The sequence below is a fragment of the Shouchella sp. JSM 1781072 genome, from assembly GCF_041949915.1.
Taxonomy (GTDB): domain Bacteria; phylum Bacillota; class Bacilli; order Bacillales; family Bacillaceae_D; genus Shouchella.
Genome location: NZ_JBHFQE010000003.1, coordinates 39,215 through 64,035, shown reverse-complemented (window position 1 = coordinate 64,035; position 24,821 = coordinate 39,215). Strand labels below are relative to the sequence as shown.

Annotated in this window: 23 protein-coding genes and 2 riboswitches; of the genes, 14 read left to right on the top strand and 9 right to left on the bottom strand. The window is 41.0% G+C overall.

What is annotated here, in order from left to right; translation table 11 throughout:
* Positions 1–26: 26 nt before the first annotated feature.
* The 3 genes from ACE1TH_RS14230 to ACE1TH_RS14220 form a co-directional block, all read right to left on the bottom strand.
* Positions 27–599, bottom strand: coding sequence for a hypothetical protein (locus tag ACE1TH_RS14230; RefSeq protein WP_375079319.1), 573 nt, complete (start codon positions 597–599; stop codon positions 27–29).
* Positions 596–1,282, bottom strand: coding sequence for a thiaminase II (gene tenA, locus ACE1TH_RS14225; RefSeq protein ID WP_099303619.1), 687 nt, complete (start codon positions 1,280–1,282; stop codon positions 596–598). Before tenA ends, ACE1TH_RS14230 begins: the two co-directional genes overlap by 4 nt.
* Before the next feature lie 56 nt (positions 1,283–1,338).
* Positions 1,339–1,438: riboswitch (TPP riboswitch) on the bottom strand.
* A gap of 87 nt (positions 1,439–1,525) precedes the next feature.
* On the bottom strand, positions 1,526–2,338 hold the full coding sequence (locus ACE1TH_RS14220; RefSeq protein WP_375079318.1) for a TerC family protein: 813 nt from the start codon (positions 2,336–2,338) through the stop codon (positions 1,526–1,528).
* Between the two features lie 38 nt (positions 2,339–2,376).
* A riboswitch (yybP-ykoY riboswitch) is annotated at positions 2,377–2,550 on the bottom strand.
* 135 nt (positions 2,551–2,685) lie between these two features.
* Here ACE1TH_RS14220 and ACE1TH_RS14215 point away from each other — a divergent pair.
* Both ACE1TH_RS14215 and hflX read left to right on the top strand, forming a co-directional pair.
* A complete protein-coding gene (locus tag ACE1TH_RS14215; RefSeq protein WP_306345954.1) occupies positions 2,686–3,582 on the top strand; it encodes an alpha/beta fold hydrolase in 897 nt (298 codons plus the stop codon).
* A gap of 222 nt (positions 3,583–3,804) precedes the next feature.
* Positions 3,805–5,067 carry a GTPase HflX gene (hflX, locus tag ACE1TH_RS14210; RefSeq protein WP_255223876.1) on the top strand — a complete coding sequence of 421 codons (1,263 nt, stop codon included), beginning with the start codon at positions 3,805–3,807 and terminating at the stop codon, positions 5,065–5,067.
* 55 nt (positions 5,068–5,122) lie between these two features.
* Here hflX and ACE1TH_RS14205 read toward each other — a convergent pair whose 3' ends face one another.
* Entirely contained in the window at positions 5,123–5,272 is a 150-nt protein-coding gene (locus tag ACE1TH_RS14205; RefSeq protein ID WP_176554402.1) for a hypothetical protein, read from the bottom strand.
* A 195-nt stretch (positions 5,273–5,467) separates the two neighbouring features.
* Here ACE1TH_RS14205 and ACE1TH_RS14200 point away from each other — a divergent pair, with 195 nt between their 5' ends.
* Complete coding sequence (locus tag ACE1TH_RS14200) at positions 5,468–6,604, top strand: S8 family peptidase (protein ID WP_099303613.1); 1,137 nt, start codon at positions 5,468–5,470, stop codon at positions 6,602–6,604.
* A gap of 136 nt (positions 6,605–6,740) precedes the next feature.
* Here the strand turns inward: ACE1TH_RS14200 and ACE1TH_RS14195 are convergent, their stop codons facing one another.
* The 3 genes from ACE1TH_RS14195 to ACE1TH_RS14185 all read right to left on the bottom strand — a co-directional run bounded on the left by ACE1TH_RS14195 (position 6,741) and on the right by ACE1TH_RS14185 (position 10,209).
* The gene (locus ACE1TH_RS14195; RefSeq protein ID WP_375079317.1) at positions 6,741–8,006 is read right to left on the bottom strand and encodes a helix-turn-helix domain-containing protein; all 1,266 of its coding nucleotides are present in this window, start codon (positions 8,004–8,006) and stop codon (positions 6,741–6,743) included.
* 130 nt (positions 8,007–8,136) lie between these two features.
* Entirely contained in the window at positions 8,137–8,691 is a 555-nt protein-coding gene (locus tag ACE1TH_RS14190; protein WP_375079662.1) for a M15 family metallopeptidase, read from the bottom strand.
* A 186-nt stretch (positions 8,692–8,877) separates the two neighbouring features.
* Positions 8,878–10,209, bottom strand: coding sequence for an APC family permease (locus ACE1TH_RS14185; RefSeq protein ID WP_375079316.1), 1,332 nt, complete (start codon positions 10,207–10,209; stop codon positions 8,878–8,880).
* A gap of 167 nt (positions 10,210–10,376) precedes the next feature.
* Between ACE1TH_RS14185 and ACE1TH_RS14180 the strand changes: the two genes are divergently transcribed.
* From ACE1TH_RS14180 to ald, 5 genes are all read left to right on the top strand, one after another.
* The gene (locus ACE1TH_RS14180; protein WP_375079315.1) at positions 10,377–11,330 is read left to right on the top strand and encodes an ABC transporter substrate-binding protein; all 954 of its coding nucleotides are present in this window, start codon (positions 10,377–10,379) and stop codon (positions 11,328–11,330) included.
* 91 nt (positions 11,331–11,421) lie between these two features.
* The gene (locus ACE1TH_RS14175; protein WP_375079314.1) at positions 11,422–12,249 is read left to right on the top strand and encodes a sulfurtransferase; all 828 of its coding nucleotides are present in this window, start codon (positions 11,422–11,424) and stop codon (positions 12,247–12,249) included.
* A gap of 63 nt (positions 12,250–12,312) precedes the next feature.
* Positions 12,313–13,734 carry a cryptochrome/photolyase family protein gene (locus tag ACE1TH_RS14170; RefSeq protein ID WP_375079313.1) on the top strand — a complete coding sequence of 474 codons (1,422 nt, stop codon included), beginning with the start codon at positions 12,313–12,315 and terminating at the stop codon, positions 13,732–13,734.
* A gap of 70 nt (positions 13,735–13,804) precedes the next feature.
* Positions 13,805–14,959, top strand: a complete 1,155-nt coding sequence (locus ACE1TH_RS14165) for a PucR family transcriptional regulator (RefSeq protein ID WP_255223871.1) — start codon at positions 13,805–13,807, stop codon at positions 14,957–14,959.
* 129 nt (positions 14,960–15,088) lie between these two features.
* A complete protein-coding gene (ald, locus tag ACE1TH_RS14160) occupies positions 15,089–16,210 on the top strand; it encodes an alanine dehydrogenase (protein ID WP_255223870.1) in 1,122 nt (373 codons plus the stop codon).
* A 48-nt stretch (positions 16,211–16,258) separates the two neighbouring features.
* Here the strand turns inward: ald and ACE1TH_RS14155 are convergent, their stop codons facing one another.
* Both ACE1TH_RS14155 and rarD read right to left on the bottom strand, forming a co-directional pair.
* Entirely contained in the window at positions 16,259–17,311 is a 1,053-nt protein-coding gene (locus ACE1TH_RS14155; protein ID WP_375079312.1) for a lactonase family protein, read from the bottom strand.
* 53 nt (positions 17,312–17,364) lie between these two features.
* Positions 17,365–18,279, bottom strand: coding sequence for an EamA family transporter RarD (rarD, locus tag ACE1TH_RS14150; protein ID WP_375079311.1), 915 nt, complete (start codon positions 18,277–18,279; stop codon positions 17,365–17,367).
* Positions 18,280–18,493: 214 nt separating this feature from the next.
* On the opposite strand from rarD, the gene ACE1TH_RS14145 reads away from it, so the two are divergent.
* The 6 genes from ACE1TH_RS14145 to ACE1TH_RS14120 are packed head-to-tail and all read left to right on the top strand — an operon-like array spanning position 18,494 to position 24,821.
* Positions 18,494–19,312: a M55 family metallopeptidase gene (locus tag ACE1TH_RS14145; protein ID WP_099303593.1), complete on the top strand. Its 819-nt coding sequence runs from the start codon at positions 18,494–18,496 to the stop codon at positions 19,310–19,312.
* A 15-nt stretch (positions 19,313–19,327) separates the two neighbouring features.
* The gene (locus ACE1TH_RS14140; RefSeq protein ID WP_099303591.1) at positions 19,328–20,251 is read left to right on the top strand and encodes an ABC transporter permease; all 924 of its coding nucleotides are present in this window, start codon (positions 19,328–19,330) and stop codon (positions 20,249–20,251) included.
* Positions 20,251–21,192 carry an ABC transporter permease gene (locus tag ACE1TH_RS14135; RefSeq protein ID WP_375079310.1) on the top strand — a complete coding sequence of 314 codons (942 nt, stop codon included), beginning with the start codon at positions 20,251–20,253 and terminating at the stop codon, positions 21,190–21,192. The genes ACE1TH_RS14140 and ACE1TH_RS14135 overlap by 1 nt, the downstream gene beginning before the upstream one ends.
* 1 nt (position 21,193) lies before the next feature.
* Positions 21,194–22,189: an ABC transporter ATP-binding protein gene (locus tag ACE1TH_RS14130; RefSeq protein ID WP_255223867.1), complete on the top strand. Its 996-nt coding sequence runs from the start codon at positions 21,194–21,196 to the stop codon at positions 22,187–22,189.
* Positions 22,190–22,206: 17 nt separating this feature from the next.
* The gene (locus ACE1TH_RS14125; RefSeq protein WP_375079309.1) at positions 22,207–23,841 is read left to right on the top strand and encodes a peptide ABC transporter substrate-binding protein; all 1,635 of its coding nucleotides are present in this window, start codon (positions 22,207–22,209) and stop codon (positions 23,839–23,841) included.
* 53 nt (positions 23,842–23,894) lie between these two features.
* Positions 23,895–24,821 (top strand): S66 peptidase family protein, encoded by a 927-nt coding sequence (locus tag ACE1TH_RS14120; protein WP_375079308.1) that lies wholly within the window; start codon positions 23,895–23,897, stop codon positions 24,819–24,821.

Here is a 24,821-nt window from a genome sequence, read left to right as displayed (position 1 = left end):
TCCGGCTTATGCCGAGACCGGTCTCTTCATTGTGGATAATGAGATGTTAAATACGAGGTTGCCTCTTCTTTTGTTACATCTAGCTGAAGTAATCCTTTTAGAAGAGTTTGTTCATATGCTGAAGCAGGCTTGGTTTCTTGACATTGCGGCCAATCCTGGTCGGAGGTAAATGTTAAAACCGGTAGATCGTTCATAAAGCCAGCTACGACTAGTTTGTTGTACCATCCGTCTTCTAAGGTGAGTGAACCTTTTTTGTACAATTCGTCAAAATCGATTGAAAGAAAATCGAGCTGATTTTCTTGTTTCACAACATCAATAAATTGCTCGGTTGTAATAAGATAGGCTTTCGAAAAAGTATGTGTATGCGGTTTGATTTCATTCCGAATAAAAGCCACCCCTCCAAATCCCCATTTTGTTTGCTCTTTTGCAAAATAAAGATCATAGGGTAACCGAAACGGAGTGGAGCAAAGAGGAGGGGTACGATCGCGAGCCCCTCTCTCTACTTTTGATGAGCCATCAGGCCGTCCGCCTTGTATATAACAAAGAAAACGTTCTTCAAGCATGTTCGAGCCGTAGCTCGCATACCATACGTGTGTCATGTAACAGCCTCAAGCGACACAGGCCATGATTCTTTTGTATACGCCATTTCCCAAAAGGCGTATTCTAATTGGCAGCTTTTCAAGAAATGATCAAGCATGTCTTGTTTTTGAGCTGCGGTTGCTTCCTGCGCAAGTTCATCAAGACGATTACAAAAAATGGCTGTAACGCTCATCTCACCGCCGGAACGGTAAAAGGAAATCCAATCGTAAAACGGATGATCCTCTTCGGGCTTGAAGGTTTCGTATAAATAATCGCCAATCACTTGATAAGTCCAAGGGCAGGGGAGTAGCACAGCTAAAACGTCTGCTAATGACCCCGTTTGAGCAACATCAAGCATATGCCTTGTATAATGATGTGCAGTTGGTGCTAATGGCTCGTGGTGCAAGTCTTCATAAGCAACCCCTGCAACTTGGCAGAAATTATTATGCGGGTGAATTTCGCTGTGGAGAATAAACGAAATTTGCTCATTAAACATGGCAATATCGTCTCTTGATGTGCTTTTGTTAATCGCTAATCCATAAATTTGCATAAACGTGTTTAAGTACTCAAAGTCTTGTTTGACGTAGTGGATTAAAGCTTCAGGTTCGAGCGTACCTTTCCCGATGCCTTGAACAAATGGGTGCTGAAGAATCGCTTCAAATACGGGGTTTGCTTTCTGTCTTAATTCGTTACTAAAACTCATAAAAATAACCTCCTTTTTGTTCACAAAGGGAGGACCCTAAAGGAGTGCCAGCAAATAGTGCTGCAGCTCCACTTCCCTACGCTGGTATTAACCAGATCAGGTTCAAAGGGTCAAAGCTAAGCTTTTCTCAGTCAAAAGACGCCCCTAGTGGTTCTCTTTTAGTGAACCATACATTGACAGATTATTCAATTCTTTTTACATGAAAAAAAGCATGGTAGGTAAACCATGCTTCAAACATATTAATTATCCTTCGACTTTATTTTCTGCTCGTTTTTCGATTTCCGTTTTCGCTTCTTCTCCCTCGCTCGGTTTCTTAGATAGGAACCATCCACCAAGCACGATTAAGACAAGTACACTGTAGAAGAATAGTTTCCAACCTGTCGAGTGTGGAAATTCATGCGGAATAACACCTATCGCATCGTGAGCCAGGACTTGCACAGCGAGTTTTACACCTACCCAGCCAACAATAATGAAAGCCGCTGTTTCAAGCCCAGGTCGTTTTTGTAAAAGCACCACAAATTTTGAAGCAGCAAAACGCATGATTAGAAGGCCGATAAATCCGCCTAAGAAAACAACGACAAACTGCCCAACGTCCATACTTCCTACGGTTCCAAGTCCTGTAGGTGTTAGTGCAGTTGCAAGCGCGACAGCAGCTAAGATTGAGTCGACTGCGAAGGCAATGTCGGCAATCTCTACTTTAAATACTGTTGTCCAGAACCCACTGCCTTTTTTTACTTTCGTGATTCCAGCGGCTTGCTCTTGTTTTTTGACGACATGTTTTCGGAACAAATGATTTAACGCAATAAATAATAAGTATGCGGCACCGAGTGCTTGAACTTGCCAAACATCCACTAAGAATGAAATGACAAATAACGAAGCTAATCGGAAAACGAATGCACCAGCTAACCCGTAAAACAGGGCTTTTTTACGTTCCTTGTCGGGTAAATGTTTCACCATAATAGCTAAAACAAGTGCATTATCTGCGGCAAGAATCCCTTCTAAAGCAATAAGAACAAGTAATACCCAGCTGTATTCTAATAATAAAGCTGCATCCATAGTCAACACGCCTCTCTTAGTTTGCACCCCTTAGGTTCGACAAAACGAGTCAATTTATGAATACAAAAAGACCCCTGCCTTGTACGAACGAGGCAAAGGTCTTGCTAGACATTATGTATATCATGCCAAACAAAGCCGGTGGAAGTTCTCCACGTAATGACGACTTTGGTTCAAGTTATAGAAACTTGCAGCTACTCCCCTTTGAAGGAATGTATGTGATTGTTAAAAATAGTATATGTGAAGAGCCATGATCCGTCAAGAAAAATTTCAAAATAATGAAACGGGTGAGCATAATGCGCTTCTAATTCGGGTAGAGATGAATAATGAAGAAAAGGATGTGGTGTAAGGTGCGGCTTGAACATCGTATGATCGAAGCAAACGGTTATCACTTTCATGCTGTTTGTGCGGGACCTAAAGATGGAGAACTTGTCTTAATGTTACACGGATTTCCAGAGTTTTGGTATGGATTTAGACATCAAATAACTGAGCTTGCCAAGAATGGTTATTATGTTGTTGTACCCGACCAAAGAGGCTATAACGAAAGCGATAAACCTCAGACGATTGAATCGTATACACTTGATGAATTGCGAGATGACTGTGAAGCGATGATTGACTTTTTTAACAGAGAGCAAGCGATTGTTATTGGGCATGACTGGGGCGGTGCGGTTGCTTGGCATTTAGCAGCTACAAGACCAAATCGTGTGAAAAAACTCATTCCAGTAAATATTCCTCATCCTGCTGATATGCCAAAAGGAATGGTGAAAAATCCGACTCAGTTTGTTCGAAGTTTGTATATGGTATTTTTCCAATTGCCGTATTTGCCAGAGAAAGTATTGAAGACAGATGCTTTTACGTACATGGCGAAAGGGTTAAAGTGGACAGGTCGTCATGGTGCGTTTGACAAAGAGGACTTGGAGCATTACCGAACAGCTTGGTTACAGCCAGGGGCGATCAAAGCGATGTTAAATTGGTATCGAGCAGTACGAATTGATTTTCGCCACGGATGGAAGGCGCTTGACTTTAACATCGATGTGCCGACGACAATCCTTTGGGGGCTGGATGACCCATTCCTTTCAAAAACGCTAGCGAAAGAAAGCTTGAAACGTTGTACACAAGGAGAACTTATTTATATTGGGGATGCGACGCATTGGGTTCACCATGAATATCCTAGCATCATTAATCATCTAATACTAAAGAGCCTAAGCAAAAACGAGTCTCAATCGGAACAAGTACTGAGCGACTAGGCAACCGAGATTTCCATTATTCTCTTTCTAGTGTTACGATACGTTTATTCAGATTAAAGGAGGGATCGTTCAAATGATTCATGTTCTGATCTCAAGAAAGAATGATTAAATGCAAGATGCATCACCTGTAGACGATGGTAGTTAAATGTCCTTCGTTTATCCACAGGCTGAGGCGTGTGCGTTTTTTGTGTATCACAAAATGATGGAGGTCTTTTAACACTTATGATTGAAACACATACAAGAACGATCCAAGATATCATTGTCGTTGGTGTAGAACGGCAAGAAGACGAACATTTTCAATATGGAATGGAAGAGCTTGAGAATTTGGCGAAAGCGCTCGATTTAAACCCGGTTGCTTCATTGTCGCAGAAACTTCGTACACCCAATCAAACGACGTATATTGGGAGTGGGAAAGTCAATGAACTCTCAAGGTTAGTCGAGACATGTGACGTAAACTTAGTCATTTTTAATGATGAGCTTTCGCCTTCGCAAATTCGAAACTTAGAGAAAGAGCTTGAAGTGACGGTTTATGATCGAACAATGCTCATATTAGATATATTTGGCGAGCGTGCGAAAACGAATGAGGCACAGCTTCAAGTTGAAATCGCACGACTTAAATATTTGTTGCCTCGACTTGTAGGCATGCGCGCATCATTAAGTAGGCAAGGGGGAAGTGGATCGGGCTTAGCAAACCGTGGAGCTGGTGAAACAAAGCTTGAACTTGATCGAAGAAAGATTGAAAGTCGCATAAGCGCGTTAGAGAAAGATCTTGAAATGATTGTTGATCGTCGACAGACGCAACGGCAAAAGCGTAAAAATGAAGGCATTCCTGTTGTAGCACTAGTAGGCTACACGAATGCTGGAAAATCCTCATTGTTAAATGCGATCGTATCGGACAAAAATGACAAGCATGTATTTGAGAAAGATATGCTGTTTGCTACACTCGATACATCTGTACGACGTGTTGAATATAAGAAAAATTTACCGTTCTTACTTGCTGATACAGTCGGTTTTGTTTCCAAATTACCCACTCATTTAGTTAAAGCGTTTCGCTCAACGTTAGAGGAAGCGAGAGAAGCAGATTTACTTCTTCACGTTGTTGATTATTCGAGTGATTCTTATAAGGAAATGATGAAAACAACAGAAAACACATTAAAAGAACTTGAGATTGATCAACCGTCTGTTACCGTCTTTAACAAAATTGATCGTACTACTCATACAGGCGGGGCAACGAAAACAGATGAACGGTTTATATCGGCTAAAGAAGGTACGGGAATAAATGAATTAATTGAAACGATTCAAACCCGAGTCTTTCAGCACTTCATACAAGAAGAACTCTTTATTCCGTTTAATGAAAGTAAAGCATTTGCATATGTAAATGAGCATACCCACGTTCTTAATCAAACGGAAAATGAAACGGGATGGCACGTGAAAACATTTATGCATGAAAAGCATAGTGCGGCATTGTCAGCATATAAACAGTAAAGAGAAAAAGAGACCGCGCTTGGTCTCTTTTTCGTTAAATTGGAAAGTTTATTCCTTAAATGGAATCTCGTAGATCAGCTTTAGCTTTCTCAATGGTTGATTGTTCATACCAGTGACTATATGTGAGGATATGACGAGATAATCGCTTATTAATAAGGGGTTTACTATGTTTTTGATCTCCTTTAAATGGAGTAAGTGATTCCATGAAAACGCCTCCTTTCTTAGTCATTATTGACAATCGTTATCTGTTTTAATCGCAATTTCTAAGGAAATGTTAACAATGAATTAACAGAATTTTCCCAATGAAGAATTTGGTTTCCCAATACAAAAGCGTTCAGATGTTTGCTAATTTTAGAGTACCAGCTGCGCAGGTTGGAACATTTTGAGGAGGGAAAACGAATTGAATAAGAAAATGGGGAAAATTGTAGCCGGAACAGCTCTAATCATATCTGTAGCATTTAGTTCATCTATCGCTCAAGCGGCAGAAGAAGCAAAGGAAAAATACCTCATTGGCTTCAACGAAGAAGAAGCGATGTCACAATTTGTTGATCAAATTGACGGCGATGAGGTTTCCATCTCTGCACAATCAGAAGATGTAGAAATTGATCTCCTTCATGAATTTGATTTTATCCCTGTTTTATCTGTTGAACTCGATCCTAACGACGTGGATGCATTAGAACTCGATCCTTCCATCTCTTATATTGAAGAAGATGCGGAAATGACAACAATGCAGACGGTGCCTTGGGGCATTAATCGTGTACAAGCTCCCGTAGCACAAAGTCGAGGTTTCACTGGTACAGGCGTTCGAGTAGCTGTATTGGATACGGGGATTTCAAATCACTCTGATTTAAGAATCCGCGGTGGAGCAAGCTTTGTTCCAGGAGAACCAAACATTAGCGATGGAAATGGCCACGGGACACATGTGGCTGGTACGATTGCTGCGTTAAACAACTCAATTGGTGTACTTGGCGTGGCACCAAACGTTGATTTATACGGGGTTAAAGTATTAGGAGCAAATGGTTCAGGTTCAATTAGTGGAATTGCTCAAGGGTTACAGTGGGCTGCAAATAACGGCATGCATGTTGCCAACATGAGCTTAGGTAGTAGCTCTGGTAGTGCAACGATGGAACAAGCGGTTAACCAAGCTACAGCAAGTGGCGTATTAGTCGTTGCTGCTTCTGGTAACTCTGGTGCAGCAAATGTTGGATTCCCAGCTCGTTATGCGAATGCAATGGCAGTAGGGGCGACGGATCAAAACAATAACCGTGCAAGCTTCTCACAATACGGCGCAGGGCTTGATATTGTTGCTCCTGGTGTAGGCGTTCAAAGTACAGTTCCTGGTAACGGCTACTCAAGCTTTAACGGCACGTCTATGGCTACACCTCACGTTTCGGGTGTTGCTGCACTAGTGAAACAAAAGAACCCTTCTTGGTCGAATGTTCAAATCCGTAACCACCTTAAAAACACAGCAACAAGCTTAGGCAACACAAATCAATTTGGTAGTGGTCTTGTAAACGCTGAGGCTGCAACTCGTTAATTGTGAAAAACTCCTTTTGTGGATTCGTCTACAAGAGGAGTTTTCTTTTAAAAACATAAGCGTCTAAACAAAAAAACATCTCCATCGATGAGCGTAATCGAAGAGATGTTTTTTCGTTTATTCTTTAAATGATCTTCTAAACCATTGATAAGTCACGTTTTTGTGGTTTAGTAATGTATTTTTGTAAATACTCATTTGCTTTCTCGTATTGTCCATTTTGTTGATACCACCTAGCGAGCTCTTGTGCATAGGGGATAAATGCAGTTGCATCTTCCAGTTGTTCAAAATGAGGAAGGAGCTCATTTTCTAGGAAGTGATACAGCTGATCTGAAGAATCAAGACGATAGAGAAAATAGCGTGCTTGAAGTTCAATTCGTTCATAAGCATGATGCAAACTAAGTTCGATAATCTCATCTAATATGTCGCGAATAAACGTTGTTTCCGCATTCATGGAGAACAAAACATCAACATTCGCTAAACGGGTATACAGGTAATTTTTACTGCCAACTTTATAGTAGTCTGTACATTGCTGAAAGCATTCATGGCTTTGTTCGTATTCAGCTTGTTTTTTTAATAGAATGCCGAAATTAAATGTCGCTTGAAAAAATAAGGGTTTGTGACCAATTAAGCGTGTGTTTCGTAAAAGAACCTTAAATACACGAAACGATTCTTCAAGCATATTGAGCTGGGTATAATTAATGCCCAGAAGCATTTGTGATTGAGCGATGCGTAAGTAATTATCTTCTTGCTTAAAAATATAAAGGGCTTCTTTCGCATAAATAATTGCTTTTTCTGGTTCATTTAATTGTGTGTAGCAATGAGACATAATAAACGCAACTTCGCGAACAAATAGAAAATTCGCGGCGTACTCTTCATTTTGTAGTTGTAAAAGTAGCTGCTTTGCTTCATTTAGCCGACCAATCTCAACAAGGTAAATCCCATAGAACAATTCGGCGAAGCGCTCTTCAATTGTGTCGAGGTTACTTCGATTTTTATCGACAATGCTCCAATCCTTAAAAGCAAGATTCAAATTCCCGTTCATTAGGTGATAGCGCATCATATATAAGTGATACGTATTTCTGTAATTTGTTCTTGGGATAACCGTTTCTTTATCTAACAGCAATTCATAATGTTCAATTGCTTTTTCTTCATCTGCAAACTGAATGGCTTCAATAAATGAATCAAGCGTTTGTTTAATTTCCGTGTGCTGGGCATATTCTTCCTCAATATTAATTCCGAGTCTTTCTAAAAGTAGTGCTGCAGTCCCGAAATTGGCATTATATATTGAATTTTCAATTTTACTTAAATGTGGAATAGAACATATACCATCAGCAAGTTCGGCTTGTGTCATGTTATGTTTAATCCGGTAGTACTTTATTGTTCTACCTAGTTCCACGGTCATCAACCCACTTCTTATAATATATCGAACATTGCATTCTTTCCTTTAAAATCAATTCTCGCTTTTTCTTTAATTTCCTGCAAGAACGATGAAAATGACCAAGTAAATATAAAAAAAGTGACTACAATAGGTGTTATTGCGTAGTCACTTCGTTTTGATGTTCTGATTGTTCAAGTGCACGTTGAATATCGCGAATGGAATATCCAAACGTCATTTCTAGATGAGGATAGTCGACAAAATGATTCCAATCTCCACCCCACACAAATCCTAGGTCTTTTGCCATATCTGCAACTTCAAACCAATCGGATTCGCCATTTTGATTGCCATCATACTCGATATCCCAAATCGGTTGACCATCGCTATTTAACAACGCATAATCAACAGCTAAACCGAAATTATGGAAAGACTCGCCTCCTGAAACATTGGTGACGATATTTCCGCTTGAAGATCGACCTTGTTGATAAAGCTCATCTTGCTCTTCAAAACTTCGAAATCCATCTGTAATAATGATATCTATGCCATTATCAGCGGCTTGTTCAATTAATGTTTCGGTTTTATCTGCGACTTTTGGATGAAGTTCTTCTGCGTATATCACTTCTTCAATGGGTACTTCCGGCTCCTGAACTACATATTTATCTGCCAATGTCCCTTCAGCATGATCTATAGTAAAAAAGAATCGATCGTTCATTAAGGCATAGTAAGAAATAATGAAACCAAGTGTAAGGAGACAAGTAAAAATAAGTAAGAATGATTTCTTAAATTGTCGCACATAAACCTCCCTTAATCATGATACGACAAATTTGTAGAATGTTATCGTAATTCATCGTTTTTCATTACTCTCCATCTTACTTGTTCTAACGTATGATTTCAATTATTAAGTCGATGCAAATTTTTTCCTGCGAAAAATGAAATAAAGAAGACCGAGTAACATCCAGCTAACGCCAATAATAAGCGCATTCGTTTCGATTGAGTACAATAAGAACAAACAAAACAGAGCACCTAAGAGCGGAATGAGCAAATTTAAAATGATTCCTTTTAAAGAACGTTGCTTTTGTCGAATAAAATAATGAGCGATAACGGAAGCATTCACGCTCGTGAAGCCAATTAAAGCACCAAAACTTATAAAGGAATAGATGATTTCTAGTTCACCGAAGATGGCTGTTAACGATAAGGCTCCAATAAGAACAATGTTAAATACAGGTGTTTTAAATCTCGGGTGCAAATAACCGAAAAAACGCTTTGGTAATGTTTGGTCTCTTCCCATTGCAAATAAGAGTCGAGAGGCACTTGCGTGAGAAGACATAGACGATGACACAACAGCTACCATCGTTCCGGCAAGGAATAAAGAGTAAAGAAATGCGCCGCCAACATAATGGGCAATCTCTAATGATGCAGCTTCAGCAGATACAAACGTTTCATAGTTTGGGTAGACAAGCTGCATGAGATAGGATACACCTACAAACAGTCCCCCACCAATCAACACTACTAAAATAATCGCAAGTGGTACTGTTCTTTTTGGGTTTTTTGTTTCTTCAGAAAGGGTCGAAATCGCATCAAATCCGAGAAAAGAAAAGCAGAGAATGGCTGCACCAGTAAAAATGGTCGTCATTTCCAAAGAAGTGCTGTAAAACGGCATCATGGATAAAAGTTCGCCAGTCCCGAACCCATTATTTAAACCGCGGACAATAAAGAATACAAATATGCCAGCAACGAGAATTTGGAACGCGACAAAAAGTCCTGTAACGTTTGCAGTGAGACGAATGCCAAGAATATTAATTGTGGTAATCGCTGTAGCTAAAAGAACAACCCAAATAAATGCAGGAATCTGTGGAAAAGCAGCTTGTAAATAAACCATGCCAATGGCGAAGTTAACCATTGGTAAGAATAAATAATCGAGCAAGAGCGTCCAGCCAGCTGCAAATCCGACGTTAGGATGAATGCTTTTTTGAGCGTACGTATACGCTGACCCCGCTTTTGGAAAAGCCTGAACCATTCTGCCGTAGCTATAGGCTGTTAAGAGAAGTGCAGCAATGGTAAATAAATAAGCTGTTGCGACATGTCCCTCGGTTAATTGAGCGACAATGCCATACGTATCAAAAACGACTAACGGGTCCATATAGGCTAAGCCAATGACTAAAAGCGGTACCAGCGTAAGCGTACGTTTCAGTTTTGTTTCATGTTCTTTCTCCAAGTGAACCACCCCCATAAAATATAAATTTTATTTTAATGTTTTCAGAAAGCTGTCGCAATATGTAGTTTAAAAAAGGACAAAAAACGAGGACTTTCTATCGATATAATTTGCGCATTCTGTCTATCCATACTATAATTTGAATGTAATTGAAAATCTTTATCAATAAAGAGAGGGATAAACAAATGAATTGGTTTAATAAATGGTCGCTCGGTGCGGTCGCGTTTAGTACGATGGCGTTAGCTGCTTGTGGCAATGGGGAACAGGATAATACGGGTTCAGAAGCAGATGAAAATGGAGAAGCAACGGAAGAAACCATTTCATATGAGGCGATGAATGGCATGCAGGAAGTGCCTGCTAATCCAGAGCGTGTTGTCTTATTAGCAGATGTTTATTACGGTTACTTACAAGAATTAGGAATTGATGTAGCGGCAACGACTGACTATGTGTTTGAAAGTCCTTTTCTAGAGGAGCACACAGACGGTGTTGAAAATCTAGGTGACGCAAGCTCTGTTTCTATCGAGCAAATTGTTGAGCTTGATCCTGATTTAATTATTGCTTACGGCTCTTCTGAAATCCTTGATCAATTAGAAAGTGTTGCCACAACTGTAGCGGTTGATTATGCCTCGTTAGGATATAAAGAGCAATTAATGGAATTTGGTGAAATGTTCGGAAGAGAAGATGCAGCACAAAGCTGGATCGATAGTTGGGATGAGCAAGTAGAATCGTTAAAACCAGAAGTACAAGAAGCAGTGGGTGAAGACACGATTTCAATCCTACAGCCAACTGATAGCGATGTTTACTTATATGGAAGCGGCTGGGGTCGTGGTGGCGAGATTATGTACGAGGAATTCGAACTAAATATGCCAGATGCAGCGGTTGAATCCGTTGGAACAGATGGCTTTAACAACCTAGCATTAGAAGCGGTTCCAGAGCATGCTGGAGATTATATATTAACAGCACCTTGGACTGTGAACCTAGATGGAAACTTCCTGTATGAAAGCTCAATCTGGGAAGGACTTGATGCGGTAGAAGATGAGCGAGTGTTTGAAATGGACCCGATTGGCTATTACTTTAACGATCCCATTTCAGTAGAACAACATCTTGATGAAATTTCTAATTTTTTACTAAACAACTAAGGATTGATTCGAAGCTTGCTACTCTCATCAAGAATCCGGTGAAGGTGGCAAGTTTTTTATGTGTACACTCAAACGTTAAGGAGGAAGAAAAATGATTATATCTGTTGATACCCTTAAAAAGTGGTTAGATGAAAAGAAAGAGTTCGTTTTAGTAGATGCACGGCATGATTTAAAAGATGAACAAAAAGGGAGACGTCAATATGAAGAAAGCCATATTCCGAACGCAATTTTTGTTGATATGGCTAATGACCTTGCAGACCGCTCTTTAAAGCAAGGCGGACGTTATCCGATGCCGCGCCCTGAACAAATTGCGGAAATGGCGGAAAAAAAAGGGATCAATGAAAACAGCGTCGTCGTGATTTATGATGAAGGAAGCGGGGGTATGGCTGCAGGCAGAGCATGGTGGATGCTTACGTACATCGGAAATGAATCCGTCTACCTTTTAGATGGAGGCTTGCAACAATGGAAAAAACGTGGCTATGAAACAACTGCCACCCAACAAAATCCGAAACCAAAGACATTTCATCCACAGTTAAATAGGAATATGCTCGTGACGCATGAAGACGTTCATCAGCGACATCCTCGCACATCGTTACTTGATGCACGGTCGTATGATCGATTTCTTGGTGAAAACGAAGAACTTGATGCAAAGGCAGGCCATATTCCTGGTGCCACGAGTTTCTTCTGGAAACATGTGTTGCAAGAGAATGGACTGTGGAAAGATCAACAGAAACTAGCAGAAATGTTTGAATCAATAGGTTCCAAGGAAGATGAAGTCATTGTCTATTGCGGCTCTGGGATTTCGGCATGCCCTCTTTTTGCAGGGTTAAAGCAGGCTGGTTTTAAAGATGTAAAATTGTATCCAGGTTCTTGGAGTGATTGGATCACCCATGATTATCCGACAGAAAAAGGGGAATAGGAGAGAAGCGTGTTGCAAAAAAAGCAATGCGCTTTTTTACTACGTATTAGAGGAGCGAATAACATGGCTGTTCACATTGTGTGGTTTCGAAGAGATTTACGCTTGAGCGATCATCAAGCGCTGGCAAAGGCAATTGAAAATGCGGATCAAGCGGGTGATACGATTTTAGGAGTCTTTCATATTCATCCAGCACTCACGGATTCGTTCACCGTTCGGCATGATTACTTTTATGAAACATTAAAAGCGTTTGTCGACCACACGAACCGCATCAAGTTCCAGGTCGTGTTTTTATATGGTGAGCTAGAGGAGAGTTTTGATCAACTTCTTTCTTCTATAGATAACGTAAAGGGCATTTATTTTAATAAAGACGAAACAGGTTTTGGCAAAACCCGTGATGACGCATTTGAATCATGGGCTGAGCAAGCGAGCATTCAGACATATTCCTTCATTGATCATCACTTACATGGGGCGTATGAGCTGTTAAAGGGCGATGGCGAGCATTATAAAGTATTTACACCATATTATAAGAAATGGCGCCAATTAGGTAAACCTGAAGCATGTTCCATTGATGAAGACGTATTAACGAAGCGAAGTGCCACACAAAGTAGCGTTCACGAAGCGGGTGATGAAGCGTATAAACGAATCATGCAGCAGAAAACAGGAAAATGGAAAGACGAGGCTGGTGAAAAAGCAGCCCATGATTATTTGGCGACCTTTTTAGACGACCGTATAGAAGCCTATGAAAAAGACAGAGATTTTCCTGAGTACGATGGGACAAGCCAGTTGTCGAAATTTTTAAGGACGGGCGCACTTTCTATACGAACAGTTTTTCATGCCGTGCAGGAAAAAAGAGACCAGATGCATAACGATGCAGGCGCGGAGACCTTTATCCAGGAGTTAGCGTGGCGTGATTTTTACAATATGATCTATGCCCACTACCCTAGTAGTCACGATAAAGAAATTAAAGAGCAGTACCAAGGCATTGAATGGCGAACGGATGAAGAACAGTTGGAGGCATGGAAAGAAGGAAAAACAGGCTACCCACTAGTAGATGCCGCTATGCGTCAACTTAATACAACGGGGTGGATGCACAATCGTTTGAGAATGGTCGTGGCATCGTTTTTAACGAAGCATTTGCTAATCGATTGGCGCTTAGGCGAACACTATTTTGCGGAGCGGCTTATTGACTATGATCCAGCATCGAACATTGGTGGCTGGCAATGGGCGGCTTCAACTGGAACGGATGCGGTTCCGTATTTTCGGGTTTTTAACCCATATCGTCAGGCAGAGCGGTTCGACCCTCATGGTCGTTTTATTCGCTCGTACGTTGAAGAGTTGAGGGATGTACCAACGGCATCGATTCATAAACCTTATGAAATGGATAAGGATAAGCAAAAAGAGTACGGCTCTGATGGCTATCCTGCACCTATTGTCGATCACCAGCGTGCACGTCAACGAGCATTAGAAGCGTTCGGCGGGTCATAATTCGTGCCGAGAGGAAGGCGGAAGTTTGCTATACTTAGGAGAAGGAACTAAAGAGAAAGTAGGGTTAGCTATGTCCGATGCATATAAACAATTTCTAAATCAGACCCATAGCCATTTAGATTCGTTCGCAGAAAGTTTAGGAAAACTCCTCGCTTGCCCCATTACGATTGAAAACAAACATCACCATCTATTGGCATATTCGGAACACGGTGAAGGAACGGATTCCGCTCGAGTCTCGACCATTATTGGCAGAAAAGTTCCTGATAAACTGATTCATCGTTTTTGGAAAGATGGAATTATGACAGCATTAAATCAATCACCAGAACCACTCGTTATTGCCGGAATTGAAGAATTTGGACTTGGACGGCGTGTCGCCTTATCGATCCGGGATGGGGCGAATGGTGTGATTGGCTATATATGGGTTTCAGAAACGATTCGTTCATTAACGGTATTTGAGCAACAATGGTTAAAAAAAGTTGCTGTTAAAGCAAGTGGTTATTTTTCTATATACGACCGCGAGCATTTAAAGCCGACTAAAGAAGAGAAGCTGTGGAAAATCATTACGAATACCTATACGACAACGGATTTGCCAGCATCATGGTTAAGTGCAGATACAGAGAAATGCATTCTTATGGTTGATTTGCAGAATTTTGCAGAAAATCTAATAAAAGTAGAACAATTGATTCAGTCTTTCAGTTCGATATATATGTTCGATGGGCGTTATTTCATTGCTATTTTTGTTCATTCAACTGTGGCGGAACCAGTTGGGAAGGTACATCAATCTTTACATAACGAGATTCCAGTTGCATGTGGGAACCCATTTACGCAATTCGAAAGCATGGCAAAATCGTATGAACAGGCAAAAATGATGCTCGCACTAAAAAAACGTTTCAAAGATGAATTAAGTAAAGAGCTATTTTATTTTCAAGCAGGAGCAATGCGGTATATTGTCCCTTACGAGGAAAAAGCGTACGTCATGAGCAAGCATCCTGCTTTGCGCGTATTGGAGAAGTATGATGAACAAAATCAAACCTACTTACTAAAAACGTTAGACGAATTTTTGAAGAAAGATGGGCATCTTGCCATGACGGCAAAAGCACTTCATATTCATTCAAATTCTTTACAGTATCGGATGAAGCGGATTTCTGAATTAACGAATCTTGATTTAAAAAAGCCAAATGAGCGCATTGGGTTATATTTAGACTTGCGAAATCAAGGAGAGTAAAAAGAATTATCAAATCATTTGTGTTATTTGCACAAATGAAGAGGGGAATTTTTAGCTAACTAAAATGAAGAGAATCGCGCTATTTGTGGATATACTACAAATAGAATCGGTCGTAGGAGGTTAGAAACCATGATAATTGGTGTTCCGAAAGAGATAAAAAGCTACGAAAATCGTGTCGCGATTACACCTGCTGGGGTCATGACGTTAACGGTAAGCGGGCATTCTGTCATTGTTGAATCTGGTGCAGGAGACGGCAGTGGGTTTACAGATGAAGAATATCAGCAAGCTGGTGCACGAATGGAAGCGAAAGCAGTTGATGTATGGAAGAATGCGGATATGATTATGAAAGTGAAGGAGCCGTTAGAGCCTGAATTTGCTTATTTTCGTGAAGGATTAATCTTATTTACGTATTTACATTTAGCCGCAGAGCGTTCTTTGACGGAAGCGCTCATTACTAAAAAAGTCACAGCTGTTGCTTATGAAACGGTGGAACAGTGGGGGACTCTCCCTCTTTTAACACCAATGAGTGAAGTTGCGGGGAGAATGGCTACACAGATGGGCGCTCGCTTTTTAGAAAAAACAAATGGAGGAAAAGGGATTCTTTTATCTGGTGTACCCGGAGTGAAAAGAGCAAAAGTAGCGATTGTCGGTGGTGGAGTCGTAGGGACGAACGCAGCAAAAATGGCGATCGGTTTAGGGGCACAAGTTACACTACTTGATGTAAGCGCAGAGCGATTGCGTCAGCTTGATGATCAGTTCGGCAACGATATTCAGACGATGATGTCGAATCCACTTAATATTGCTGTTGCTGTAGAAGAAGCAGACCTCGTCATTGGGGCTGTTCTCATACCAGGAGCGAAAGCGCCAAAACTTGTTACGGAAGAAATGATCAAAGCGATGAAAGAAGGAAGCGTAGTGGTTGATGTAGCAGTTGATCAGGGAGGAATTATTGAGACAGCTGACCAAGTGACAACACACGATCAACCGACCTATGTAAAACATGGCATTATTCATTATGCTGTAGCAAATATGCCAGGTGCGGTTCCTCGAACGTCAACGATTGCTTTAACAAATGTAACCATTCCGTACGCGAAGCAGATTGCAGATCAAGGAATTAAGCAGGCGCTAAGTAGAAATCCTGCTTTAGCAAAAGGATTAAATACAGCTGCTGGCTTTGTAACGTACGAAGCGGTCGCTCGAGATTTAGCGTTTGACTACAAACCTACCGAAGAAAGCTTACTGCTCATATAAAAAAAGAAGCGCTGAAGAACTTATCTCAGCGCTTTTCTGTATTCTTTATTAAATAGAATCTTGTACAAAAACAACACAAACGGGATAAGGGACCGGGATGTCTTTTTCAATTAAAGTCAAATGCCCTGATGATTGATTACGTTCATACATTGTCATGTTGCCAGATTCTTGGTTAGATGCAATCAAAAAGCTACCGGACGGATCGAGTTGAAAATCACGAGGCCAGTTTCCTTCCGTACTGATGATTTCAACTAGTGTGAGCTCGCCAGAAAGTTCGTTCACAGCAAAACTTGCAATTGAGTTATGACCGCGATTGGCTACGTATACGAATTTCCCGTCACTTGAAAGGTGAATCGCGCTACCATAGCTTTCCTCAACAAAGCCTTCTGGAAGAGTAGAAATCGTTTGAACTTCAGTAAGTTCACCAAGTGACGCATTGTATTCGCACACAATCACTTCATTCGATAGCTCTGTCATAATATAGGCATACGCTTCGTGAGGGTGAAAAGCGATGTGTCTAGGGCCTGCTCCCGGCGCAACGTTTAATGTGAAGTGACGCTCTAACTGACCTTTCTCGTTTTTATAAAGAATCACTTCGTCTGTTCCTAAATCAACAGCCACAGCAAACTGTTCGTCTGGCGTGAATCCTGAAAAGTGAGCGTGTGCTTTTTCTTGACGGTCTTTATTTGGCCCGCTTCCCTCGTGGGTTACGCTGGAAAGAATCTCGCCTACTGACCCATCTTCTTTTAGTTGATAAGAGAAAATGGAACCACTATGGTAGTTTGCGGACAAGGCGTTTAAGTTGTCTGAACGAACTGCAACATGACAAGGGCCGCCATCTGACGTAATGTTTCTGTTTAACGGTGTGAGCGATCCGCTTTTAGGATCGAGGTCAAACGCGTGAATACCACCTTCTGAACCCTCTTTCATTACAGCATAAAGTTTATTTGTATTCGTAACCGCTACAAAAGTTGGATCTTTCAATTCTGCCGCTACGTCCAACTGTTGCAGGCTTTTCGCTTCGGTATCTAAAGTAAACGTATAGACGCCTTTGCTATCTCCTTTTGAATACGTACCGATATAGCCACGATAGGTTGTCACGTTTTATCATTCCTTTCCATTCGTTTGTCATTGCTAGTATACATGAAACGTCGTCATCGTTCATGTAATCGGGCATGTTTTGATTTTTTACGTTGTGAAAATTTTGAGGAGGTAAATGTAATAAGTCCAATCCAAATAAAGAAAAATGCAAGAAACTGGACATACGAGAATGGTTCTTCAAACACGAATATGCCGAGAATTAACATAGAAGTTGGCGCAATATATTGTAGAAAGCCAACTAAGGAAAACGGAATATGTTTGGCGCCATAGGAAAATAACATCAAAGGCACCGCTGTAAAAATGCCTGCACCTGCAAGTAAAAGCAGTGTTGAAGGTGTAAATTCACTAAATGCATAAGACGTAAACAGAAATAAATATAGAAGTGCAATCGGTGTAACTAATAATGTTTCAATAAAAAGACCTGCAGTAGCAGATATGGAAACGGAACGCTTTATAAAGCCGTAAAAACAAAAGCTTAACGCCATCCCAAAAGCTGCCCAAGGAATGGTGCCGTTAAAGAGAATTAAGGTAAGCACGCCAATACCTGCGGCGGATACAGCAAATTTTTCAGCAGTGCTTAGCTTTTCTTTAATAATTATGGTTGCCAATACGACATTAAGAAGAGGGTTAATATAATAAGCAAGACTCGCTTCTAGTACCATATTGCTGCTGACAGCAAAAATAAATAAAAACCAGTTTATACTAATAAACACTGCTGCGAAAATCATTGGAATCAGCTGTTTCGACTGACTAAAGACCGTTTTAATCTCGCGTATGTATAAGGTTTTCTTTTTAGCGAAAATGAGGAGTGCGATCATAAAAAGGAAAGCGAATAATATTCGATACATTAATACATCTAAAGCGGGAATAAATGAGAGCAATGCCCAATAGAGTGGAAGCAAGCCCCAAATTAAATAGGATATAAGCGTTGTTGTAACACCGGTACGAAAATTTTGCTCATTTTGCATAAATCATTCTCCAATTCATAATAGTAGCTTTATTTTAGACGATTTAGCCTAAATAGAAAACGAATCCGACTTTCACTCCAAGAATTATATAAAAAGACAGAATGTAAGGAAAGTTGACAATTTTTATGATTCACTTCTTCTTTTCAGCAGGAAAACTGGCAACCGTTACGAATAAGTAAAGATACATCATGATTTGTAAAGGAGCGTAAAGAAGATGAAGATTTATGCATCCGTTGATATGGAAGGCATTACCGGTTTAGTTGATCATCAGTTTGTGACGCCTGGCGAACGTTTTTACCCAAGGGGACAAATGTTAATGACACAAGAAGTCAATCATGTTGCAGAAGCCGCATTTAAACATGGTTGTAAGACCTTTGTGGCAAACGATTCACATGGAAAAATGAATAATTTACTTATTGAAGCACTACACGACGAGATTCAGCTTATCTCTGGCGAAGTAAAGCCATATTCGATGATGCAAGGCTTGGATGATACATATCAAAGTGTCTTCTTCATCGGCTATCATGCACGAGCCTCTATGCCGGGTGTCATGAGTCATACGATGATTTTTGGTGTCCGTAATATGTGGTTAGATGGTGTCTTAATCGGTGAACTTGGGTTAAATGCGTTTCTTGCAGGCTATTATGACGTGCCGGTGGCGTTTGTAGCTGGGGATGAAGGCGCTTGCAGAGAGGCGGAAGCGCTTCTTCCAGGAGTGGTGACGGCTTCGGTTAAAGTAGCTCAGTCTCGATCTTCTGCTTTATGTTTATCGCCGAGTGAAAGTCAAAAGCTGCTTCAGGAAAAAACGCATTTAGCGTTACGAACACCGACAGCCTCTCCGTTAAAACGAAAAGGAGCACCGACCTTACATATTGAATTTGCGAACTATGGCCAAGCTGAGTGGGCAGCGCTAATGCCAGGCGCATTTATTGAAACGGGGACAACGGTAGGATTTAAAGCGAAAGATGTAAAAGAGGCATATCAAGCAATGCTGGTGATGACGGAGCTGGCTATGCAGACGACGTTTTGTTAAAGAGAGGCGATATTCATGCTTAAATATGTCAGTCGTCGCTTTTTAGCGATGGTCATGACGCTATGGATTATTATTACGGCGACATTTTTTCTAATGCATAGTGTGCCTGGTTCGCCATTAAATGGCGAGCACAATACAAGTGAAGCGGTTCAAGCAAATCTTGAAGCGTATTATGGTTTAGATCGTCCAGTTCTCCTGCAATACGTTGATTATTTAGGCTCAATCATCCAGTTTGATTTTGGCCCATCGATCTCTCAACCGGCCGTATCCGTTAACGATTTAATTTCAAGAGGATTTCCTGTTTCGCTTGAACTAGGCTTATATGCGTTAGGGTTTGCTCTTATTTCAGGTGTGACCTTAGGCGTACTTGCTGCTTTAAGAAGAAATGGCATGATTGATTATCTATTAATGACATTAGCGGTTTTAGGGTTATCCGTACCAAATTTCATTTTAGCCGCTTTGCTTATTCAGTCGTTTAAAGACTACCTACCGGTTGCTTTATGGCACGATTGGACACATATGATCTTACCTGTTTTTGCTTTAGCAACATCACCGATGGCAATCATAGCACGGTTAACCCGCTCGACAATGGTGGATGTGCTCACTCAAGATTACATACGAACGGCTCAAGCGAAAGGACTTTCACCTTTTGTTGTCGTGACAAAACATGCGTTAAGAAATGGATTAATGCCAGTGGTCACGATTATGGGAACGCTCGTTGCTGGGGTTTTAACAGGGAGTTTTGTAATTGAAAAGATTTTTGCTATTCCTGGAATCGGTCGTTATTTCGTTGAAGGCATTAACAATCGAGATTACGCCGTCATTATGGGTACAACCATTTTTTACAGTGCGATCTTGCTCGTTATGCTGCTCATTGTTGATATTATCTATGGCTTCCTCGATCCAAGAATTCGCCTGGACAAGAAGGAGGCAAAATAATGGCTTTGCTCGATTCAAATGGTCAATCAGTGAAAGACGAATTGTTTCAACGGAATACAGAACAGATAAATGCTGAACAAGTATCAAGGCCATCTCTTTCTTATTGGCGCTCGGTCTGGATGCGACTAAAACAAAATAAGCTTGCTATGTTTGGTTTGGTTACGATGATCGGTTTAACCATTATGGCGATTATTGGACCGTGGATCTCACCACACTCAATCGCATCACCCAATTATACGATGGTCAATCAACCTCCATCGAGTGAATATTGGTTTGGCACAGACGCTCTAGGACGAGATATGTTTGCAAGAACCTGGTATGGTGCGCGCATTTCGCTATTTGTTGGATTAGTAGCGGCATTAATTGATTGTATGGTCGGCATTATTTACGGTGGCGTTTCTGGCTATAAAGGTGGAAGAACCGATTCATTTATGATGAGAATTGTCGAGATTTTATACGGTCTACCTTACTTACTCGTCGTCATTCTACTAATGGTTATTATGGGTCCAGGCTTACTAACGATCATTATTGCATTAACCATTACCGGTTGGGTTGGCATGGCACGAATTGTGCGAGGGCAAGTGCTTTCGTTAAAACAAAATGAGTATGTACTTGCTTCTAAAGTTTTTGGGGCGAGCACAAGTCATATTATTCGAAAAAGCCTACTCCCAAATACAATGGGACCCATCATTATTCAAATGACACTAACGGTACCTACAGCTATTTTTGCGGAAGCATTTTTAAGTTTTCTTGGCTTAGGCATTTCCGCACCTTATGCTTCATGGGGATCGCTTGCAGAGGACGGCCTTTCTTCCATCTTAACAGGGAACTGGTGGCGTTTATTCTTTCCTGCATTTTTTATCTCGCTAACGATGTACGCGTTTAACGTATTTGGTGATGGTCTACAAGATGCCATTGATCCGAAGACGAGGGGGAACTAACATGTCGCTATTGGAAATTAACGATTTACATATAAATTTTAAAACGTATGGTGGAGAAGTCCAAGCTGTTCGGGGTGTGAATTTAAAACTTGAAAAAGGAGAAACCCTTGCCATTGTAGGAGAAAGTGGTTGTGGGAAAAGCGTAACGGCACAAAGCATCATGCGCCTGCTTCCAAAAGGAATTTCTAAAGTGAAGCAAGGCGAAGTTTGGTTCAATGGAACGAATTTGCTTACGTTGTCAGATAAAAAAATGAGAAAAATACAAGGAAATGATATCTCAATGATTTTCCAAGATCCGATGACGTCTTTAAACCCGACACTTAGCATCGGAACTCAGCTAACAGAAGGCATTCGCAAGCATACATCCATTTCCGCATCAGCAGCCAAAGCAAAGGCGTTGGAAATGTTGACAATCGTCGGCATTTCAAATGGAGAAGATCGCTTAAAGCAATATCCACATGAATTTAGTGGCGGTATGCGTCAGCGTCTTATGATTGCGATGGCGCTTATTTGTGAACCGGACATTTTAATTGCTGATGAGCCAACCACAGCACTAGATGTCACGATTCAAGCGCAAATCCTATCGCTCTTTAAAGAAATTCAACGTAAAACAGGCGTCGCCATTATCTTAATTACCCATGATCTTGGGGTTGTCGCTCAATTAGCGGATCGCGTTCACGTGATGTATGCAGGAAAAGTAATTGAATTAAGCGATCGTCGGGGGCTTTTCTATCAGTCCGCTCATCCTTACACAAAAGGGCTGTTACGTTCTATTCCCCGATTAGACGATGCAAAAGAGGAACTTGTGCCAATTTCCGGGACACCACCAGATTTGTTTTCACCACCAACAGGCTGTCCGTTTGCGGCTCGTTGTCACTATGCGATGGATGTTTGTCGTCATCACATGCCTGAGATGACAAAAGTGTCCGAGACTCATCAAGCGGCATGTTGGTTGCTTGATGAAAGGTCAAAGCAAGTATTTAAAGAATTAGCATAAAAAAAGGGGGAAACAAAATGAAAAAGAAATGGTTTTTAGGAACTGTTGCGGCCACGATGATGCTAAGTGCTTGTACAACAGGTACGTCAAATGATAACGAGCCAAACGAGAACGAGGGAACCGAAGAAAATGAAACGGGTGACAACGTGCTAATTGTGAACAATGGTGCTGAACCAGTTAGCTTGGATCCACAAATTGCGTTCGAAACAGTTTCGAGTGCACCGTTAAATAATATTATGGAAGGGTTAATGCGACTAAATGCAGATCATCAGCCTGAAGAGGCAGTGGCAGAGCGGTACGAGGTATCAGACGATGGGTTAACCTACACGTTTCACCTTCGAGAAAATGCAAACTGGTCGAATGGAGATCCTGTGACAGCTGAAGATTTTGAGTATGCCTGGAAACGACTTGTTAATCCAGATACAGGTTCGCCAGCTGCTTTTTTAGCAAATTTGATTGATGGCGCAAATGAATTTTATGAAGGTGAAGGTTCTGAAGATGACGTGATGGTGACGGCTGTTGATGAAAAGACGTTAGAAGTTGTTCTCAATAGTCCGCAACAATACTTTTTAAACTTAGTAACCAATCCTTCTTTCTTTCCCGTTCATAAAGCGACTGTAGAGGAAAATGATTCATGGCATCAAGAAGCAGATACGTACATTAGCAATGGACCATTCGAATTAACTGGCTGGGATCATAATACGGAACTACGAATGACTCGTAATGAAGAATACTGGGATGCAGATTCTGTTGCCCTTGATGGAGCGACTTGGCTCATGGTAGAAGATCAAAATACGGCCTACAGTTTATTTGAGCAAGGCGGACTTCATTCAACAACGCCTCCAGCAGATTTGGCAGAAGAGTTAATTGCTAGTGGAGAAGTAGATTTATATGATCAAGCGGGAACGTATTTTTATCGATTCTTAACGACAGAAGAACCATTTCAAAATAAAAAAATTCGGAAAGCATTTGCTAAATCTGTTGATCGACAAACGATCGTGGATAGCGTAATTCGTCAAAACCAAAATGTTGCAAATGGCTTTGTGTCCTATGGATTTCCGGAACCTTCTGGTGAAGATTTTAGAGAGGTAGGCGGTGACTTATTTGCATACGATGTAGAAGAGGCAAAGCAGCTCCTTGCTGAAGGAATGGAAGAAGAAGGGTATGATGAGCTTCCATCTATTACAATTTCGTATAGTTCTGGACCTCCTGAACATGAGCGGATTGCAGAAAGCTTACAGCAGATGTATGCCGAAAATCTTGAGGTTGATGTAGATCTAGAAGTAGTAGAAGCGAGTGTATTTTTAGATCGGCAACGTGGGTTAGAAATGCAAATGTCTCGTTCCTCTTTTGTGGCAGACTATGCTGACCCGATTAACTTTTTAGAAAGCTTTTTGACAGATAGCTCCATGAATCGCACAGCCTGGTCAAACGAAGAGTATGACCAATTAATTGCTGATTCTAAAGCTGAAGGAGATGAAGAGCGGAGATTTGAACTTCTGCACGAAGCGGAAGCATTAGTATTAGAAGAAATGCCGTTCTTTCCACTTTATTTTTATAACCAGCCAGTATTGGAAAATGAAGCCGTTTCAGGCATTGTTCGCCACCCAGTTGGGTATACAGAGCTAAAGTGGGCAGATGTAAATGAATAAATCATTAGGGGGAGAAGTTTTAGCTCTCTCCCTTTTTCCATTTGGAGGGTGACATGAAGACCATTTATCCGAAGGCATTACAAAAAGGCGATACAATTGGAGTAATCGCGCCAGCTAGTAAGCCACTTCAAGCAAATATTGAGAAGGCTATGAAAATATATGAAGAGATGGGGTTACAAGTACTCCTATCTGAACATTTAACAGATGGTTTTGGGTATTTAAGTGCAGAAGACTCCCATCGTATTAAAGCGTTAGAAGAAATGTTTTTAAATGATGAGGTAAAAGGCATTTTTTGCGCGTGCGGTGGCTACGGAACACCAAGAATAGTCGATCAAATTCGGTACGATCTCATCAAGGAAAACCCAAAAGTTTTTTGGGGCTATAGCGACATCACGTGTCTGCACACAGCGATTTACCAGCAAACAGGTCTCGTAACCTTTCACGGACCGATGATGAGCTCTGATTTAGCAAATGAAGTTGATTCCTTAACAATGGCAGGATTAAAACAAATTATGTCCCCTACAGCACTTACGTTGGAGGAGCAAGATCAACCAGTAACGAGTTTGCAAGATGGCTACGTGAAAGGACCTCTTATTGGAGGTAATCTTACTTTGTTATCCAGTTTAATTGGTAGCCCTTACGAAATAAATGCGAAAGGTGCTCTTTTGTTTCTTGAAGAAATTGAAGAGGAGCCATACCGGATTGATCGAATGTTAAATCAGCTAAGACTTGCAGGCATACTTGATGATGCAGCTGGTTTCGTAATCGGTGATTTTAATCAATGTACTCCTAAAAAGCGTCATCGGTCTCTTCGTTTAGAAGACGTATTCGATCACTATTTAAATCGTAGTGGAAAACCATGCATAAGAGGGTTTCCAATTGGTCATTGCATGCCAGTGTACTCCATACCGTACGGGGCTCAAGCAACCCTTGATACACATAAAAAAACAGTAACGATAGAAGCGGGAACGAGGGAGTGA